Raw genomic sequence first — 17,822 nt, forward strand, 5'->3', positions numbered from 1 at the left:
GGACTGAGCGGTTTCGGTTTCCTTGTCGCGCCCTGATGGGCATTGCGTTCGACTACGAGTCTGCATCGACTCCGCGGAGGCGCGCCGTGCCGGCTCATTCCCTCAACCTTCCTGGCGCCTCGCGGCGCCCCCTGGCCGCCAGGGTGACCGCTGGATTGTGCGCCGCGCTGCTCGGTCCCATAGCGGCGGCGGCCGATGTGCTCGTCGTCACCGACAGCCGTCACCCGGTGCAGGCTTCGGCCGGGGTGCGGGTCATCGAGCTGGATCAGGCCGCGCGCATCGAGAGCGAACTCGCGGCGCATCTGCCGAGCGACCCGCGACAGGCCGCGGCCCTGGTGCGGCAACGATTGCATGCCGGCGGTGAGGCGCTGCAGCGACGCATCGGCCACGCCTATCAGGGTGTCGCGGAGGCCTGGGGGCTGGGGGTCGTCAGGATTCCCGCGGTGGTGGTCGATCGGCAGTACGTGGTCTACGGCGAGCCCGACGTTCCCCGCGCCGTTGCACGCATCGACGCATACCGGAGCACGCGGCCGTGAGCCGCCTGTTGGCGTCCTCGCGCCTGCACGCGACCGTCGCCTCGCTGCTGCTGAGCGCGGCGACGTCTACGTTCGCCCTGGACTCGGCCACCATAGTCTCGTCGGCGCTGTCCCGCGACTGCCTGGAATACCGCGTGGTGGGTGTTTGCTACTGGCTGAACTGCGGGCGATCCGGCTGTTCGGTGCGCACTTCCGTCAAGGTGCGCCACTACGTCCCCGATGCGGTGGTGTCGAGCTACTCGAACACCGGCGAAAACCCCTGGCTGGAAGTCAGGGCGATGAGCATGCCCAACCCGAGCGCCAAGGCAGGCGGTGACGGCACGACCAGCCACGACAACGAGAACAACCTCGCCAAGTTCAAGAACGCCGATGTCGTCGGCCATCCGGCCGGGATGGTGTTCCGCCAGTTCGCCAGCACTTCCGGCTACACCTGCGAAGGTGCAGGCACCGCTTTCATGCCGTATCTGCTGAGCACGCTCGACACGCTGGCCTGGCGCTACAACGTCCCCGAGATGGCGTACCCGGAAGCGCTGGTTCCCGGCCTGCGCGAGATCGGTACGCGCACCGGCCTGAACCTCTGGGGCAACGTGTATCCCCGCGGTGGCTTCCTGCACCAGACGGATGGCCACAAGAGCGGCGCGGTGGTCGCGCAGCGCGCAGGCGACATCGTGACGCGCCGCAACCAGATTCACGTGTACCAGCCGCTACTGGCAAGCGCGCGCGACGGCTATTGGCCTGCCGGCGCGCTGATGGAGACCGACGCCTCCACGGGCAAGTGGCAGGAGTTGACGCCCACGCTCTCGAACAGTTGCGTGGTCTTCCCGCACAGCCGCACCCGCGTGCAGGCTCGGCAAGGCGACTACGCCTGGGCCTTGTGGCGGCCGTACGCCTGCTGCCGGCGTCGTGGCCAGGTCTTCCTCGGCAGCGTCGATTTCATGTGAGAAACCCACGATGACCACATCCCTCCCTGACTTCCTGCGCTGCGCGATGCCGCTCCTGCGGGCCACGCTGCTCGTGGCAGCCATCACGCTGGGGGCGGGCGTCGCCTGGGCGCAGACCCGCATCGACCCCAACGGCGTGAACGTCAGTGGCAGCGTGATCGGCGATGACGTCCTCTACAGCATCGGCGGCGGCCGTGCCGTGTCGATGGGTGGGGCCGGCAACATGCAGGGCATCGGTGTGGGGGTCGGCTGGAACAGCAACCTGATCTGCGGCGACATGAGCATCACCACGACGCTGCAGAACCAGCTCAACGGAATCACCAACGGCTTCCAGACGATCATGAGCAACGTGATCCAGAACGCCACCAGCGCCGTGGCCTCGCTGCCGGCGCTGATCATCCAGCGCGCCGACCCGGGGCTCTACAACCTGCTGACCAACGGCATCCTCCAGGCGCGCCTGGACTTCGACCGCTCGAAGATGACCTGCCGGGCCATCGCCAATCGCATGGCGGACATGGCCGGTGGCCAGGCCGGCTGGGACCAGCTCGCCGAGGGGATGGCGCTGCGGGATGCGGTCAGCAGCACCGACGCCGTCTCCGCCATCGAGCAGGCCGAGTCCAACAAAGGGAACAACGGCGTGCCCTGGGTCGGCGGCGGCAACGCGGGTGGCTCTGGCCAGAGTTCGATCAAGGTGGTCGGCGATGTGACGCGCGCGGGCTACAACCTGCTCAACGGGCGCAGCGCCACCGATACCTCGTCGATCGCGCGCAGCGCCTGCGGCAACCGCCTGACCTGCCAAACCTGGTCGTCGCCTGGCGCGGCCGCGGCCTTTGCGAATCGAGTTCTGGGCGAACGCGAGCAACGCACCTGCGAAAACTGCACGAAGACCCAGACCACGCCTGGCGTCGGGCTCACGCCAGTGATCCAGGAAGAGTACGAGACCAAGCTGCAGGCGCTGCAGGAACTGGTGACGGGCGCCCGGCCGACGACGCCGGCCAATCTCGACGCGGCCGGCAGCAGCTCGCTGCCGATCACCCGCGGCGTGATCGAGGCCCTGCGTGACGAACCTGACCAGGACGTGCTGGGCCGGCGCCTCGCGTCCGAGGCGGCGCTGTCCAGCGTGCTGGAGAAGGCCCTGCTGCTGCAACGCACGTTGCTCACCGGCAAGAAGGAGCCGAACGTCGCTGCCAACGAGCTGGCCGTGCGGGCGGTCGACCAGGAGAACAGCGCGCTGGAGCAGGAGATCAACAACCTCAAGACCGAACTGGAGCTGCGCCGCACGCTGGCCGGCAACTCGGCGATGGCGATCATCCAGCGCCACAGCACCCGCGCTGCCGGTTCGCGCGGCGTCTTCGAGGGCGACACCACACGCGACCGTCTGCGGGAAGTCCAGAAGCCGCGGAGCGGTACGCCATGAGCCGGCTGGCCTGGCTGCGGCTGCCATGGCTGTTCAACCGCCGCGTCGGCGTGGCGCTGCTGTGGACCTTGCTGGTGGCCGCCGCCGCGGTGGCGGTGAACATCGCCGGCATCCACGTGGTCGGCGGCGTCGAGGGCTGGCAGCACTGGCTGCAGGCGCATGCCGGCCACTTCTTCGTGTGGCGGCTGTGCCTCTACGGAGCGACGGCTTACGGCTGGTGGTGGATGCGTCGGCGCCTGTTGCGGCGAGAGCCGTCACGCGAGACGCATCAGCGCCTGCTGCGCACGGAGGTCGCGACCGTGATCGCCGTGGTCGCGCTGGAAGCCAGCCAACTGTTGCGGCACGGCTGAGACCGGGAGGCAGGCATGACGCTCTACACCACGGACTACCTGGAGTATTACCTGACCCTGGTTGCTTGGGTGGTCAACAACGGCATCTGGAGCATCCTCGTGGCCAGCGGCGTGTTCGCGCTGCCGTTCGTGGCCATCGTGATACAGGAATGGCTCAAGGCGCGCAGCGAAGGTGCGGACGAGGGCAACAAGGGCGTGCTGTCGTCGATGCGCATCGAGAACCGGGTGTGGGTGGCGATCGTGGTCATCATGTTCGCCGGCATCCCGTTCATCCCGGTGGATCTCGCCACGATCAAGTTCGACACCACGCGCTCCGCGCAATGCCAGGTCAGCGTCCCGCTGCCCAACGACACGGGCTGGTCCAACGTCTACACGGCGCTCAACGACCAGAGCGCGCTGGTGCCGGTGTGGTGGTTCTTCATGCACGCGCTGTCGAAAGCCGTGACGGGCTCCGCGGTGGCGGCGATTCCCTGCGGCACGGACCTGCGTCAGATTCGCATGGAAGTCGATGCCACGCGCATCGACGATCCGGTGCTGGCACAGGAGGTCGCCGACTTCACGCACGACTGCTACGGGCCGTCGCGCGCCAAGCTGTTCATGAACCGGCCAACGCTCTCCGACGAGCAGATGAACGACGTCACCTGGATCGGGTCGAGTTACTTCCTCGACACGCCCGGCTTCTATGACACCTATCGCGCCAAGACCCCACGCACGGCCTGGCCCTACGACGCGACCCGCGATGCGGGGCTGGCACAGGTGGACAGCGGCGGCGGCTATCCGTCCTGCCGGCAGTGGTGGGCCGATGGCGGCCAGGGACTGCGCAGCCGGCTGCTGGCACAGGTCGACCCGGACCTGCTGACCCGCATCGGGCGCTGGGTGGGCTTCCTGTCGCAGAGCGAGGTCAATGACTCGGTGATCCGCGCCGTCGTCTCACCGCGGCAGCAGAAGATGAACCAGGGCGCCGTCTACACCGATTACGGCGGCCAGATCGACAAGACGCTGCCGAACATCGTCACGCGCGGCGCGAGCGAGCTGGGGATGACCGTTGGCTCGCTGGGCTTCTTTCCGGCGATGGACGTGGTGCGCCAGGCGCTGCCGATGGTGCTGACGATGCTCAAGATGGCGCTCGTCATCTGCATCCCGCTGGTGCTGCTGATCGGCACCTACGACCTGAAGACGGTGGTGACGGTGAGCTGCGTCCAGTTCGCGCTGTTCTTCGTGGACTTCTGGTTCCAGCTCGCGCGCTGGATCGACAGCACGATCCTGGACGCGCTCTACGGCTGGGGGTTTGGCGCCGACAGGCCGCACACGAACTTCGATCCGCTGATCGGCTTGAACAACGCCTTTGGCGACATGCTGCTCAACTTCGTCATGGCGATGATGTTCATCGTGCTGCCGACGTTTTGGGTCATGGCATTGGCTTGGGCAGGCGTTCGCACGGGAAATATCGTGCAGGGGTTGTCCACCGCCACCTCGGACGCCAAGGGCGCTGGGGGGCGTGGCGCTGGTATGGCAATGAGCGCCGTATCGAAGAAGTGACCGCCGTTCAGTCGTCGTCGGTCACATGCGGGTCGATGCGCCAGTCGCTCTTGTCATAAAGCCCGAAGCCGTTGGGGCCTTCCCTCCACTCGGGTTGCGGTTCCTCTTGATCAGAGTCGTCGTGCTGCACGAGCCATGCAGCAGTCACCGCAAAGGCAAGCAGCAGGGCCAGCCAGAACGCGGAGTAGAGCAGCGCACCGAGCACGGCGAGCTTGACGATCCAGAGCACCGCCGTCGCCGCGCCCGCGGGCACCCCGCGCGTCACCAGCCAGCCGGCGACACGCTGCTCGCGGCGCAGGTATCCACGCCAGGCACGGCCAGCCCCCCGGCCCAGCCGGTGGCTCCAGCGCCCGTTGTGCGTGTTGGTGGTCATGCTCATATGCCTCGGCTTCAGTGGTGCCTCACCTCGCGGAGCGGCCGGTCGTGGCCTGCCCTCCAGCATAGACCGCGATCAGGAGGGCGGGTTGCGTCCGGCAGAGCCGGGTTGGCTCGGGGCGCAGGTCGATTAGATTCTGCGCTATAAATCAAACCTTATGCTACTTTCCATGCACATTCCTGCGATAGCTCTAGGGGCTGATTGGATTCCGTGCTATTTTTATAGCATGGATGGAAATTCTAGGCACCAGGTAATCAAGCGGCTGCAGGCGGGACTTCCCCGCGGGGCGCCGTTCGACCTTGCCACCCTGAGCCAGTTCGGGGTGTCGCCCCAGCTCGCCGCCCACTATGCCGACGGCGGGTGGCTCGTGCGCCTGGCCCATGGCGTCTATGCCTTCCCGAACGATGAATTCGGGGTCTACGGTGCGCTGAAGTTCCTGCAACAGCGCGTGCCCGGCCTGCACGTCGGCGGCAAGAGCGCCCTGGCCCTGCAGGGTGTGCGGCACAACCTGGGCAGCCGGGAGGCGCTGGTGCTGTGGGGCGACGGTCGTTTCGTGTTGCCGGCCTGGTTCACCTCGCGCTTTCCGGCCCGCTACGTCCACGCCCGCCTGTTCGACTGGCCGGACACGGCGCTGGCCAGCAAGACCCTGACCACGCCGCCTGGCCTGCCCGAGGATCTGCGGGTGGCTGCCTCCGAGTGTGCCGTTCTGGAGCTGCTGTACGAAGCCGGCGTCAAGCAGAGCCTCGAAGAGGCCCGCAACATCTTCGATGGACTGCGTTCCCCCCGCAAGGACTTGCTCGGACAACTGCTGTCCTGCTGCGCCAGCGTGAAGGCCGTGCGCCTGTTCCTCACCTGGGCGCGCGAGACCAGCCTCGTGGATGTCGATGCCCTGCTGGAGCAGTACCCGGTTCGCACCGGCAGCAACACGCGCTGGATGAGCCGGCTCGATGACGGCACCTTGCTGAGCCTGAGACCTCATGGATAAGACCTACGCGGACACCGTTCGCCTGCTGCTGGCCGTCGCGCCCGACGTGTTCGCCAACGACATCTTCGCCATGAAGGGCGGCACGGCCATCAACCTCTTCGTGCGGGACATGCCGCGCCTGTCGGTGGACATCGACGTGGTATACCTCCCGTGGCAGACGCCGCGCGACGAAGCGCTGCAAGCCATCAACCAGGAGCTGGCCGCCATCGCCGCGCGCCTTGCACCGCTGGGCGTGCAGACACGCCTGGTTCGCGCCAAGGACCTGGGGGACACCAAGCTGATCGTCGAGAACGATGCCAGCCAGGTGAAGATCGAGGTCAACGTCGTGTTCCGAGGCAGCGTGCTGCCCGTCGAGCGGCGGCCGCTGAGCGCCAAGACCAGCGATCTGTTCGGCGTCGAGTTCGAGCTGCCGGTTCTGGCACCGGACGAGCTGTACGCCAGCAAGCTGGTGGCCGCGCTGGATCGGCAGCACCCCCGCGACCTGTTCGACGTGTGGCAGCTCTACGAATCGGGCGACATCAGCGACGGCATGGTCGAGTGCTTCGTGATCTATCTGGCGGGCCACAACCGGCCGCCCCACGAAGTGCTGTTCGGCAACGACAAGGACATCGCCGGCGAGTACGAGCGGGCCTTTGTCGGCATGACCGAAGTGGACTGCTCCCTGGAGACACTGCTTGATGCTCGCGCCAGGATGCGGCGCGAGCTGCCACAGCGACTGAGCACCGCGCACAAGCAGTTTCTGAGCGGGCTGGCGCGCGCAGAACCGGACTGGTCGCTGGTGCGGTGCCAGCACGCCGCGCAACTGCCGGCACTGCGCTGGAAGCTCGCCAATCTCGAAACCTTCCGCAAGCGCCGTCCCGACGACTTCGCAGCGCAATCCGCCGCCCTCGACACCGGCTTGGGCCAGAGCTGACGAACATCCCGCAGCGCCCCACTTGCCGGGATTGCCCCATGCCGCATTCATCGTGGCATCCACGAAGCAGCGGCCCTATACCCAAAGGCTTCCGACAAAGGCCAAAGGGCTGGGAAGGGGCAAAGGAAGGGCGCCAAGGGGAAAGGCCCTATCCTGAAAAGGCCAAAAGGCGCCCCGAGCAGCCCGTCATCCGGGGTTCGCCATGCTCTCGCTGTTCCAGCGCAAAAGGGTGCCACCCGCCGCCGGCACGCCGCCCACCTCCGCCATCGAAACTCCGAAAGGGTCGATGCGGCCGGAGTCGGCCGCATCGCTGCTGGCCACGCCGCGCCGGCAGAAACTGCTGGAACACATCTGGCAGCGCACATCGCTCTCGCGCCGGCAGTTCGCCACGCTCTACCTCGCCCCACTGGAGCGCTACGCCGAGCTGGTCCAGCAGTTCCCGGCCTCCGAGAACCACCACCACGCCTATCCGGGCGGCATGCTGGACCACGGCCTGGAGATCGTCGCCTATGCGCTGAAGCTGCGGCAGTCATACCTGCTGCCTGCGGGCGTCACGCCGGAGGCACAGGCGGCCCAGGCCGAAGCCTGGACTGCAGGCACGGCCTACGCGGCCCTGCTGCACGACATCGGCAAGATTGCGGTCGATCTGCACGTCGAACATGCCGACGGCAGCGTCTGGCATCCCTGGCACGGCCCGCTGCGAAAGCCCTACCGCTTCCGTTACCGAAAGGAGCGTGAATACCGCCTGCACAGCGCCGCCACCGGGCTGCTCTACGTGCGCCTTCTCGATCGGGACATCTTCGACTGGCTCAGCGGCTATCCCGACCTCTGGGCCGCGCTGCTGTACGTACTGGCCGGCCAGTACGAGCATGCCGGCACGCTCGGCGAGCTGGTCGTGCAGGCCGACCAGGCATCGGTCGCCCAGGAACTCGGCGGCGATCCCAGCAAGGCGCTGGCGGCCCCCAAGCATGCGCTGCAACGCAAATTGCTCGACGGCTTGCGCTACCTGCTCAAGGGAGAATTCAAGTTGAACCAAGCCGGCCCGGCGGACGGCTGGCTGACCCAGGACGCCTTGTGGCTGGTGAGCAAGACCGTCTCCGACAAGCTGCGCGCACATCTGCTGTCGCAGGGCATCGACGGCATCCCGGCGAACAATACGGCGGTGTTCAACGTGTTGCAGGATCACGGCATCGTGCAACCGACGCCGGATGGCAAGGCGATCTGGAAGGCTACCGTCACCAGCGACGCCGGCTGGTCGCACGCCTTCACCTTCCTGAAACTCTCGCCAGCGATGATCTGGGATGCCGCCGACCGGCCGGCGCCGTTCGCAGGAACGGTGCACATCGAACAGGACGAAGCATCGCCGGAGGTTTGCCCACCGCCTGCAGCGCCGGCCACCGTGACCGCTGAGGCCGCCACCGTCGATACTACCCCCGTGGCAGTCACATCCAGCATCGTTCCGCCGGACCCACTCGCAGGCCTGCTGGAGATGCTTGGCGAGCCGCCAGCGCCGCACGCCCCGTCCTCAGCCGACACCTCCGCCGGTACCGAACCGCCCGCTCCGCTACCTCATGGAGCAGCGTCCGCACCTGCCGACGTGCCGTCGATCGTCTCAGAAGTAATGACCCCACCCACGATCGCACCCTCCGGCGAGCATTTCATTGCCTGGCTGCGGCATGCCATCCACACCCGCAAGCTCATCATCAACGACGCCAAGGCGCTGGTGCACACCGTGGCCGACACCGCCTACCTGGTCAGCCCCGGTGTATTCCAGCGCTACGCGCAGGAGCACCCCATGTTCGCGAAACAGGCCAAGGAAGCTGAACTTGCCGATTGGCAATGGGTGCAGAAGCGCTTCGAACGCCTGCAGTTGCACCGCAAACAACCCAACGGCCTGAACATCTGGACCTGCGAGGTGGCGGGGCCGCGCAAATCGCGGCGTCTGCACGGCTACCTCCTGATGGCACCTGAAGTGCTCTTCGAAGCCACGCCCGCGAACAATCCGTATTTACAGCTAATGGAAAGCAGGTAGGTCGGCTGAGGAGCGCATTGGTCGAATATTCGAATCAGCAGAAATATTCGCTGTTCAGCGAATTGCCGGCTCACACCTCCCCGGCGCGCAGTCCTCGAACTCCGAGGCAGCACGCCCCTATTCGTCGGGAAGCGCGGCTATCCACGCCCGCCCTCGGGCACCCCGAGTTTCCGTTCGGTCTCTTCCACCAACGCCGTCGCGCTACACCCCAACGCACGTGCGATCCGGATGATCAAGGCCAGAGTCGGCACGTGCTCGCCGCGCTCGATCTTGCCCATGTGGGATCGTTCGATGCCGGCACGGTGCGCGAGCGTCTCCTGGGCCACCCCTTGAGCGGTCCGGGCCTCCCGCACGGCGGCGCCAAAGGCCAGGGCGGGCTCAGCTTCGAAAGAGGTGGAACCGGCCGGGCGGCCGCGTTGTATCGGACGCTTCTGCATCGGCAGAAGCGTCGAATATCAGCACATCTTAAACCACGTTAAATTTAACTCAATAATGCTAATCTCCAGGAGATCATCCACTTGGACGATGCCAATGTCGACGCATGCTCCCGGCGCCTCCAAGCTCCGGCTTGTCATCAGTGAGGCCGGCGTTCAGCCACCACTGGCTCGTCTTCTGGCCCATCAACGCAACGAGGAGCCGGACGTTGAGCTTTCGCTCTCCGAAGCCATCCTTGGTCGCCAAATCGAGGGCTTGCTGACTGGCTTGTACGATGTCGGGTTAGCGACATCTGGAGAGAAGCGCAGCGGATTGACTGCCGAGCCCATCTGGCGGGAGCCGCTTGCGCTCGCAGTGCCGGCGCGCTCTCCCCTCCTCGCCTACACGCACGTCCCGTTGCCCGAGGTGCTGCGCTACCCGATGGTGCTATGGGATCCGACAGCCTGCGCGGGCATCCATCGGCAAGTCGATTGCATCCTTCATGACGTCACCGACACCCCCATCGTGGCCGAGCGGGTCGCATCCTCCGACTTGATGATGACCCTCGTGGCTGCAGGCTTCGGCACCGGCCTAGCGCCGGCCGCGCAGATCGTGGCCCATCGTCCGCTCGGCGTGGTGATGCGCCCGCTGGCCGGACTGTCGCCGCAGTTGATCACCTACCTGCTGCGGCCGAAAGCCGAAGCCGACGACAGCTTATCCCGGTTCGCCGGACGCGCCATGCACGTCGGCGCGATGCACCTGGGCGATCTGGTCGGTGAGTCATCACCGGATTCGGCCTAGCCCCACCCGCTGCAGCGCCGTCACCGTGCGTACCGGCTTACGGTCCACCTTCAGGGCGTCGGGCGCGGTTCACGTCGCGTTGCAAGACCGGGCAGCAGCCACCTTTTCGTCGCAAAGATCCGCCCAGTCCTGCCACAAGGCCCGCAACTCGTCACCGAACCGGGCGCGGTTGTACGCGGCCCGTACACGGTCCCCTTCCTTGTGAGCAAGTGCCACCTCGATCACGTCCGGCCGGTACCTGCCCGACTCGTTCGCCCATGTGGATGCCATGGCGCGCAGGCCATGGACTTCCATCACATCGGCGAATCCCCAGCGCTTGCGCCAGTTGGTCAGGGTCATTCGATGCATCGGCTGTGACGGATGCCGGCGGTTCGGGAATACCGGGCCGGCCGCCTTCGCCCTCAACCCACGAAGCAGCGCGACGGCCTGCCTGCTGAGGAAGACGCGATGCGCCTCCCTGCCCTTCATGCGCTCGGCCGGAATGACCCACGTCCCGGTCTCCAGGTCGAACTCCTCCCAATGCGCGCCGGTGACTTCGGACGTGCGGCACCAGGTCAGCACCAGCAGTCGCAGCGCCGCCTTGGTCGTCGGATCGGTCCCTGGCGCATCGTCCAGGGTCTTCAGGAACTCCCCCAGGCGATTGAGCGGCAGCGCCTTGCGCGGCTGCTCGGACCGCTTTGTCGCGTTCACGAGCACGCGAGCACGCGGCGTCGGGTTCGCGTCAACCAATTCCGCATCCTCGGCGTACTCGAAGATCTGCCGGATGTAGCCGCGACAGTGGCGCGCGGTCACCGGCGACACCTGGTCAAGCTCGGTGAGCATGGCGTGTAGTTCTTTCCGTGCGATGGAGCCGATCGACCTTGCGCCGATCGTGGGCATGACGTGCTTGTCGAGCATGGCGCGGCGGTGTTCCACGGTCCGCGGAGCAAGGTTCGCGGCGGTGGCCTGTTGCCACTTCTCGGCAATCACCTGGAAGGTGTGCTTATCGAAGGCTTGGGCCTCCGCCGCCCGGCGCCTTGCTTCATGCTCGGCGTAGCTCAGTGGGTGAATGCCGCGCGCCACGAGCCAGCGCGCCGCCCTATGGGCAATGCGGGCATGCTCGAGAGAGACATCGGGATAGGCGCCGACCGTGAGGATCTGCTCCTTGCCCCCAAGGCGGTAGCGGTAGCGCCAGACCTTCGCACCCGTCGGCGGGATGTAGAGGGTAAGCCCTCCCCCGTCGGCGAACTTGGTGGGTGCCGTGCCCGGCTTCGTGGCGCGCACCTTTGCGGCGTTCAATGCGCGAGTGAAGTCGTCCGAGGTCAGGCGGTTCTCTTCGGACAGCTCGAGCAGGATGGTCAGCGGCGTGTGTGCGGACATGGCGGAATCTCTTCCGTTCTTTACCCACAACTTTACCCACACAAGGGCCGGAATACAATGGACGAACAAAAACGCCCCTGGAAAGACCCAAGGGCGTAATTCTTTGTTTTTCAGTTAATTAGCGCAAAACACCAGACATCCACGGATCCCGCTGGACGTCCTCAGACCGGCATATTCATGATGTCCTGATACGCGGTGACGAGCCGGTTCCTGACCTGCACCATCTGCTGAAAGGACAGGCTGGCTTTTTGCAGGTCGACCATCACGTCTTGCAGGTTGACGTTGGGGTCGCCGGCGGAAAAGCTCTGCGCCATGCCGCGCGCCTCGGTCTGCGCCGCGCTCACGTCCTTGAGCGCATTGTTGAGCACGTCGGCAAAATTGACGCCGCCCGCGGCTTGCTCGGTCGCAGCGACGGGCTTGTTTTGCGCAGCCTGCGACACCGAGCGCAGGTCGCTCAACATCTGGTCAATTCCACGGGTGTCCATGCTCGCCCCCGATCTTAGGGTGTAGGTAGGGTGTTGATTGTTCAGTCAAGCAGAGCAAGCCGCATGCCAGATGCAGCGCCAGCGTGCTTTGCCTCACACATCATAACCCTCCGCGCGGTACTGCTGCAGCTTGTAACGCAGGCTGCGTTCGGAGATTCCGAGCTTTTCAACGGTTTTCTTGCGCGACCCGCCCAGTTCGCGCAGCGTCGCCAGAATATGTTCGCGCTCAAGATCCTTCATGTTGGCCGGGCGTTCAGGGGCGGCTGAAGCCGGCGCCATCGGCGCTGACGACGACAAGGGCGCACTCGCAGCGGACGGGAAGCCAGGCGGGGGCGGTGCAACGGCAGGCCTTGCCGTGTGGGCGGCAAAATTTGCCGGGTTCGACGTGCTGCCATCCCAATGCGGCAGACACAGGCGCACGGTGTCGGCGCTCACCGCTTCGCCCTGGCTCAGGATCAGCATGCGCTGCAAGGTGTTTTCCAGCTCGCGCACATTGCCTGGCCAGGCGTAGCCGGGCAGCAAGGCCTCGGCCTCGGGGGACAGGCGCGCCGGGCGCTTGAGCCGTGCAGCGTGCTGGGCGAGGAAGTGGCGCGCGAGCGGCACGATGTCGCCGGGGCGCGCGCGCAGCGCCGGAATCTCCAGCGGAAACACATTGATGCGGTAGTACAAGTCCTCGCGAAAGCGCCCGGCCGCCACCTCCTGCGGCATGTCGCGGTTGCTGGTGGCGAGCACGCGAATGTCGAGCGCCACCGGCTTCTTGCCGCCGACGCGCTCCACCTCACGCTCCTGCAGCACGCGCAGCAGCTTGGCTTGCAGGCCGAGCGGCATTTCGGAGATTTCGTCGAGCAGGATGGTGCCGCCCTGGGCTTGCTCGAACTTGCCCGGCTGCGCCGTCTGTGCGCCGGTGAAGGCGCCCTTCTCGTAGCCGAACAAGGTGGCTTCGAGCAGATTCTCGGGAATGGCCGCGCAGTTGATGGCGATGAAGGGCCCTTTGGCACGCGGCGAGTGGCTGTGGATGTAGCGCGCGAACACCTCCTTGCCGGTGCCGGACTCACCCGACAGCATCACCGTGGCGTCGGTGTCGGCCACGCGCGCGGCCAGCGCGAGCAGGTTCAGCGTGTGCGGATCTTCGGCAATGGTGTCTTCCACCGCCAGCGGCAGCGCAGCGTAGCGGCGCACGCTCTCGAGCAGCAGCTCGGGCTCGAAGGGCTTCATGAGAAAGTCGCAGGCTCCAGCGCGCATCGCCGCCACCGCCTTGTCGACGTCGCCGTAGGCGGTCATCAGCAGCACCGGCAGCTGCGGCTGACGGGCACGGATCTCGTGCAAGACCTGCAGACCGTCCATCGGCTGCATGCGCAAGTCGGTGATGACGAGGTTGAAGCGCTGGCGCTCCAGTTCCACCAGTGCCGACGGGCCACCATCGACGCCGGTGACCTCGTGGTGGGCGAGCTCGAGGGTGAAGCACACCGCGTCGCGCAGGGCGTCATCGTCCTCGACGACGAGGATGTTGAGTTTTTCGATCATGGCGGCAAGGGAGTGGAGTCAGTGGCATCGGGAGGGCCGGCCTGGGCATCGTCCAGCGCCAGCGGCAGACTGAGGGTGAAGGTGGCGCCCTGCCCGGGCGTCGAGCGCAGCGTGATGTCGCCGCCGTGGGCGCGGGCGACGCCACGGGCGATGGCCAGGCCCAGACCGGTGCCATCGGCGCGGGTGGTGAAGAAGGGCTCGAACAGACGTTCGTGCAGTTCGGCGGCGATGCCGGCACCGCGGTCGCGCACCACGAAGCGCACCGCAGCCACGCCCAGGCCGCTGTCGCCGGCCGCTGCGGGCTCGATCTGCCAGCTCACCACGCTGCCCGGCGCGCTCACCTGGATGGCGTTTTCCAGCAGGTTGGTGAGCGCACCGCCGAGCGCCTTGCGGTCGCCCATCAGCTCGCTGTCGCCGAGCTGGCAGTCGAGCTCGAAGGCGACCTGACGGGCGCGGGCGAGCGGCTCGAGGGTGTGCGCGAGTTCGGCGGCGAGCTCGCACACAGCAAAGCGCTGTCGGCCCACGCTGTCACCGCGGGCGAACAGCAACATGTCGCGAATCAGGCGCTCCAGATAGCGCAGGCGCTCGAGCGCGCGCTCGGCCACCTTGCTGCGCTGTGCGGGCTCGAGGTCCAGCTGGCGCAGGGTGCCGGTGTACAGCAGCGCTGCAGCCAGGGGTGTGCGTAGCTGGTGCGCCAGCCCGGCCACCATCTCGCCCATCGCCGCCAGGCGTTCGTTGCGTTCGGCGGTGAGGCGCATGCGGTGAGTGTCGGTGATGTCGTGCAGCAAGATGATGCGCTCCTCACCCGACTCCAGCGCTGACTCGGACACTGCCAGGCGGCGCGGCTCGTCTACCACGGCGTGGCCGGCATCAGCGCCAGGCGAACGCGTCAACATCAGCTCACCCGGCGTTTCGGTGGGCTGCAGCCGCTGCGCCACCTGTTGCCAGCGTGCACCGGCCAGCGCCTTGCCGATCAGGGCTTCGGCGGCACGATTGACCTGGACGATCGTGCCCGCACGATTGACCACCACGACGGCGGCAGGCAAGGCGCCCATGAGCACGGTGAGGCGTTCGGTAAGCTGACCGACCTGCAGCTGCAGCGCGGCATAGGCGGTCGACAGCTCTTCGGAGGCGCGGCTGAAGAGCGCAAAGGCTTCGGCAAGCTGGGAGGCATCCAGGCGCGCAGCGGGCGCGTCCACCGCCGCGGGCGCAGCGGCGGGCGGCACGGAAGCTGCATCGGCAGGAAAAATAGGGGCGCGAGTCACGCTTTGCACTCTAGTGAGGACATGCGCCATGTTAACCGGCAAACAGGCGGCAAAAAATGCCGCTGTTCGCCTGATCGGACTTGTCTGCAGGGCCTGACAATGCCGCCATCCGTCGAAGTCACCGCAAGCCACAGGACCATCCGACATGGCCAGCGCCGAAAACACCATTGAACTGTCCCCTGGAATGAACGCAGAGAGTGCGACTCCAGGCGTGCAGACCCGCCTGCAACAGACTCTGCAAAACATCAGGGAGCTGTCGCAGCAACAAAAACTCGCTGGCGCCGCCGCCATCGCGCTGGTGATTGCGCTCATCGCCGGCGTGCTGATGTGGAACCGTCCGCCCGAGTACGCGGTGCTGTTCTCCAATCTGGACGAGCGCGACGGCGGCCAGATCATCGCCGCCCTGCAGCAGCAGAACGTGCCCTACCGCATGTCACCCACGGGCAACGCCATCCTGGTGCCGCCGGCCCAGGTCCATGAGACCCGCCTGCGCCTGGCGGCGGCTGGCCTGCCCAAGGGCGGTCTGGCGGGTTTCGAGCTCATGGACGGGCAAAAGCTGGGCATCTCGCAGTTCAGTGAACAGATCAACTACCAGCGCGCCCTCGAAGGCGAGCTGTCGCGCACGGTGCAGGCCATTGCCGCGGTGGCCAGCGCGCGCGTGCATCTGGCGATGCCCAAGCAGACCGCCTTCCTGCGCGACGACCAGCGCCCGACCGCGTCGGTGATGGTGAACCTGCGCGCGGGCCGCGTGCTGGCCGAAAACCAGGTCGCCGGCATCGTGCACCTGGTGTCGTCGAGCGTGCCGCGCATGAACGCCGAAGGCGTCAAGATCATCGACCAGAACGGCAAGCTGCTGACCGAGCAGGCCGATCCCTTGATGCGTGCCGGGCTCAACGCCAACCAGCTCGATTATGTACGCCTGCTCGAAAACGCCTTCATCGATCGCATCGACAACATCCTGGTTCCGCTCGTGGGCAAGGGCAATTTCGGCGCCCAGGTGGCGGCCGACGTCGATTTCAACCAGGTCGAGAACACCGCCGAGACCTACAAGCCCAACCCCTCGCCCGATCAGGCCATACGCAGCCAGCAGACCACCGAGGCCATCAACCCGCTGCCGGGCGCCCAGGGCGTGCCCGGTGCGCTCACCAACCAGCCGCCGGTGCCGGCCACCGCGCCGCTCACCGCGCCGGCAGTGGGCGCTGCGGCGGGCCAGGGCGCGCAAGGCGCGATCAGCAGCAATCGCAGCGCGGTGCTCAACTACGAGCTCGATCGCAACATTCAGCATGTGAAGCAGGCGGTGGGCCAGATCAAGCGCCTGTCGGTGGCGGTGGTGGTCAATAGCCGCAGCATCCCCGGCCCCGACGGCCAGCCCACCGAAGTGCCGCTGAGCGACGACGAGATCAACCGCATCACCAATCTGGTGCGCGAAGCGGTGGGCTATAACGCCGATCGCGGCGACACCATCAACGTCGCCAGCGGCGCCTTCGCCGCCGACCCCAGCGATGTGGTCTTGCCGCTGTGGAAGGACCCGGAGATGATTGAGCTCGGCACCCAGGCCATGAACTGGTTGCTGGTGTTGATTGCCATCCTCTTTGCCTATTTCGGCGTGATCCGCCCCTTGCTGCGCACGGTCGTGCCGCCCAAGGACAAGAAGGCCAAGGACGAAGCAGAACCCGGCACTGCCGGCGCGACCGGCGAAGAGGGCGAAGAAGGCGAGGACGGAGTCACCGTATCCTTGTCGGGAGAGGAAGCGGAGTCCTACGAGGCCAAGCTCGAGCGCGCGCGCGACATGGCGCGCAACGACCCCAAGGTGCTCGCCGGCCTGATCAAGGAATGGATGGCGGTGAATGAGGAAGGGCGCAAGTGACGACACCTGAACAAGGCCTGGAAAAAACGGCCCTGCTGCTGATGACGCTGGGGCCGGATGAGGCCGCCGAGGTGCTCAAGCAGCTCGGCCCGCGCGAGGTGCAGCGCATCAGCATGAAGATGGCGAGCATGGCACCGCAGGCGCGCAGCACGGTCGAACCCCTGCTGGACGAGGTCATCCAGCACTTCGGCAAGGGCCGCATGATCGAGGCTGACGAGGACCATCTGCGCCAGATGCTGGTCAAGGCCCTGGGTGCGGACCGCGCCAACCACTTGCTGGCGCGCATGGTGCCCGGATCGGACACGGCAGGCATCGAGAGCCTGAAGTGGATGGATGCGGCGACCGCGGCCGACCTGATCAAGAACGAACACCCACAGATCGTCGCCACCATTCTGGTACACCTCGAATACGATCAGGCGGGCGAGATCCTCAAGCACTTCCCCGACCGCCTGCGCAACGACGTGGTGCTGCGCATCGCCACGCTGGACGGCGTGCAGCCCTCCGCCCTGAAGGAGCTCAACGACTCGCTCACGCGCATGCTCTCGGGCTCGTCGACGGTGAAGAAGGCCGCCATGGGCGGTGTGCATCACGCCGCCGAGATCCTCAACTTCATCGGCTCGGCGCACGAGACCGCGGTGATCGACAACGTGCGCGAATACGACCCCGAGCTGGCGCAGAAGATTCTTGACGAGATGTTCGTGTTCGAGAACCTGCTCGACATCGACGACCGTGGCATTCAGACCGTGCTGCGCGAAGTGCAGTCCGACTCGCTGATCGTGGCCCTGAAGGGCGCAGCACCCGAACTGCGCGAGAAGATCTTCAAGAACATGTCCAGCCGCGCCGCCGAGATGCTGCGCGAAGACCTGGAGTCGCGCGGGCCGGTGCGCCTGTCCGAGGTCGAGGCCGAGCAGAAGGAGATCCTCAAGATCGTTCGCCGCCTGGCCGAGGAAGGCCAGATCATGATGGCGAGCAAGGGCGGCGACGATGGCTTCGTTTGATCGCGCTCGTAAGCAGGGCG

17 protein-coding genes are annotated in these 17,822 nt (G+C 66.4%); 11 read left to right on the forward strand and 6 right to left on the reverse strand.

From position 1 onward, the window contains the following. Positions 1 to 86 precede the first annotated feature (86 nt). From M622_RS26455 to M622_RS26475, 5 genes are read left to right on the forward strand one after another with little or no spacing between them, the layout of a single operon-like run. Positions 87 to 536: a TIGR03757 family integrating conjugative element protein gene (locus M622_RS26455; RefSeq protein ID WP_031346499.1), complete on the forward strand. Its 450-nt coding sequence runs from the start codon at positions 87 to 89 to the stop codon at positions 534 to 536. Continuing rightward, complete coding sequence (locus M622_RS26460) at positions 533 to 1,477, forward strand: TIGR03756 family integrating conjugative element protein (RefSeq protein WP_021248615.1); 945 nt, start codon at positions 533 to 535, stop codon at positions 1,475 to 1,477. Before M622_RS26455 ends, M622_RS26460 begins: the two co-directional genes overlap by 4 nt. A 10-nt stretch (positions 1,478 to 1,487) precedes the next feature. After that, the gene (locus M622_RS26465) at positions 1,488 to 2,894 is read left to right on the forward strand and encodes an integrating conjugative element protein (protein ID WP_031346501.1); all 1,407 of its coding nucleotides are present in this window, start codon (positions 1,488 to 1,490) and stop codon (positions 2,892 to 2,894) included. Continuing rightward, positions 2,891 to 3,244 (forward strand): hypothetical protein, encoded by a 354-nt coding sequence (locus M622_RS26470; RefSeq protein ID WP_021248617.1) that lies wholly within the window; start codon positions 2,891 to 2,893, stop codon positions 3,242 to 3,244. Before M622_RS26465 ends, M622_RS26470 begins: the two co-directional genes overlap by 4 nt. A gap of 15 nt (positions 3,245 to 3,259) precedes the next feature. After that, positions 3,260 to 4,783: a conjugal transfer protein TraG N-terminal domain-containing protein gene (locus M622_RS26475; protein WP_021248618.1), complete on the forward strand. Its 1,524-nt coding sequence runs from the start codon at positions 3,260 to 3,262 to the stop codon at positions 4,781 to 4,783. A 7-nt stretch (positions 4,784 to 4,790) separates the two neighbouring features. Here M622_RS26475 and M622_RS26480 read toward each other — a convergent pair whose 3' ends face one another. Next, a complete protein-coding gene (locus tag M622_RS26480) occupies positions 4,791 to 5,156 on the reverse strand; it encodes a DUF3742 family protein (RefSeq protein WP_009521870.1) in 366 nt (121 codons plus the stop codon). Positions 5,157 to 5,385: 229 nt separating this feature from the next. On the opposite strand from M622_RS26480, the gene M622_RS26485 reads away from it, so the two are divergent. From M622_RS26485 to mobH, 3 genes are all read left to right on the forward strand, one after another. After that, a complete protein-coding gene (locus M622_RS26485; RefSeq protein ID WP_031346503.1) occupies positions 5,386 to 6,144 on the forward strand; it encodes a type IV toxin-antitoxin system AbiEi family antitoxin domain-containing protein in 759 nt (252 codons plus the stop codon). After that, positions 6,137 to 7,057: a nucleotidyl transferase AbiEii/AbiGii toxin family protein gene (locus M622_RS26490; protein WP_021248620.1), complete on the forward strand. Its 921-nt coding sequence runs from the start codon at positions 6,137 to 6,139 to the stop codon at positions 7,055 to 7,057. Before M622_RS26485 ends, M622_RS26490 begins: the two co-directional genes overlap by 8 nt. A gap of 202 nt (positions 7,058 to 7,259) precedes the next feature. Further along, positions 7,260 to 9,089: a MobH family relaxase gene (gene mobH / locus M622_RS26495; protein WP_021248621.1), complete on the forward strand. Its 1,830-nt coding sequence runs from the start codon at positions 7,260 to 7,262 to the stop codon at positions 9,087 to 9,089. Between the two features lie 137 nt (positions 9,090 to 9,226). On the opposite strand, the gene M622_RS26500 is transcribed toward mobH, so the two are convergent. Next, a complete protein-coding gene (locus tag M622_RS26500; protein WP_021248622.1) occupies positions 9,227 to 9,526 on the reverse strand; it encodes a helix-turn-helix domain-containing protein in 300 nt (99 codons plus the stop codon). A gap of 94 nt (positions 9,527 to 9,620) precedes the next feature. On the opposite strand from M622_RS26500, the gene M622_RS26505 reads away from it, so the two are divergent. Further along, positions 9,621 to 10,304 (forward strand): LysR family substrate-binding domain-containing protein, encoded by a 684-nt coding sequence (locus tag M622_RS26505; protein WP_021248623.1) that lies wholly within the window; start codon positions 9,621 to 9,623, stop codon positions 10,302 to 10,304. A gap of 69 nt (positions 10,305 to 10,373) precedes the next feature. Here M622_RS26505 and M622_RS26510 read toward each other — a convergent pair whose 3' ends face one another. The 4 genes from M622_RS26510 to M622_RS26525 all read right to left on the reverse strand — a co-directional run bounded on the left by M622_RS26510 (position 10,374) and on the right by M622_RS26525 (position 14,898). Continuing rightward, complete coding sequence (locus M622_RS26510) at positions 10,374 to 11,663, reverse strand: tyrosine-type recombinase/integrase (protein WP_021248624.1); 1,290 nt, start codon at positions 11,661 to 11,663, stop codon at positions 10,374 to 10,376. A gap of 161 nt (positions 11,664 to 11,824) precedes the next feature. Beyond that, positions 11,825 to 12,148, reverse strand: coding sequence for a flagellar hook-basal body complex protein FliE (fliE, locus tag M622_RS26515; protein ID WP_021248625.1), 324 nt, complete (start codon positions 12,146 to 12,148; stop codon positions 11,825 to 11,827). 93 nt (positions 12,149 to 12,241) lie between these two features. After that, complete coding sequence (locus M622_RS26520) at positions 12,242 to 13,672, reverse strand: sigma-54-dependent transcriptional regulator (protein ID WP_021248626.1); 1,431 nt, start codon at positions 13,670 to 13,672, stop codon at positions 12,242 to 12,244. After that, the gene (locus M622_RS26525) at positions 13,669 to 14,898 is read right to left on the reverse strand and encodes a sensor histidine kinase (RefSeq protein WP_021248627.1); all 1,230 of its coding nucleotides are present in this window, start codon (positions 14,896 to 14,898) and stop codon (positions 13,669 to 13,671) included. Before M622_RS26525 ends, M622_RS26520 begins: the two co-directional genes overlap by 4 nt. A 184-nt stretch (positions 14,899 to 15,082) precedes the next feature. Between M622_RS26525 and fliF the strand changes: the two genes are divergently transcribed. Together fliF and fliG are read left to right on the forward strand one after the other, a co-directional pair. Further along, on the forward strand, positions 15,083 to 16,804 hold the full coding sequence (fliF, locus tag M622_RS26530; protein ID WP_021248628.1) for a flagellar basal-body MS-ring/collar protein FliF: 1,722 nt from the start codon (positions 15,083 to 15,085) through the stop codon (positions 16,802 to 16,804). Further along, positions 16,801 to 17,802, forward strand: a complete 1,002-nt coding sequence (gene fliG / locus M622_RS26535) for a flagellar motor switch protein FliG (RefSeq protein WP_021248629.1) — start codon at positions 16,801 to 16,803, stop codon at positions 17,800 to 17,802. The genes fliF and fliG overlap by 4 nt, the downstream gene beginning before the upstream one ends. The last annotated feature ends 20 nt before the right edge of the window (positions 17,803 to 17,822 follow it).

Origin of the sequence: Thauera terpenica 58Eu (genome assembly GCF_000443165.1) — a bacterium.
In the GTDB taxonomy this organism is placed as follows: domain Bacteria; phylum Pseudomonadota; class Gammaproteobacteria; order Burkholderiales; family Rhodocyclaceae; genus Thauera; species Thauera terpenica.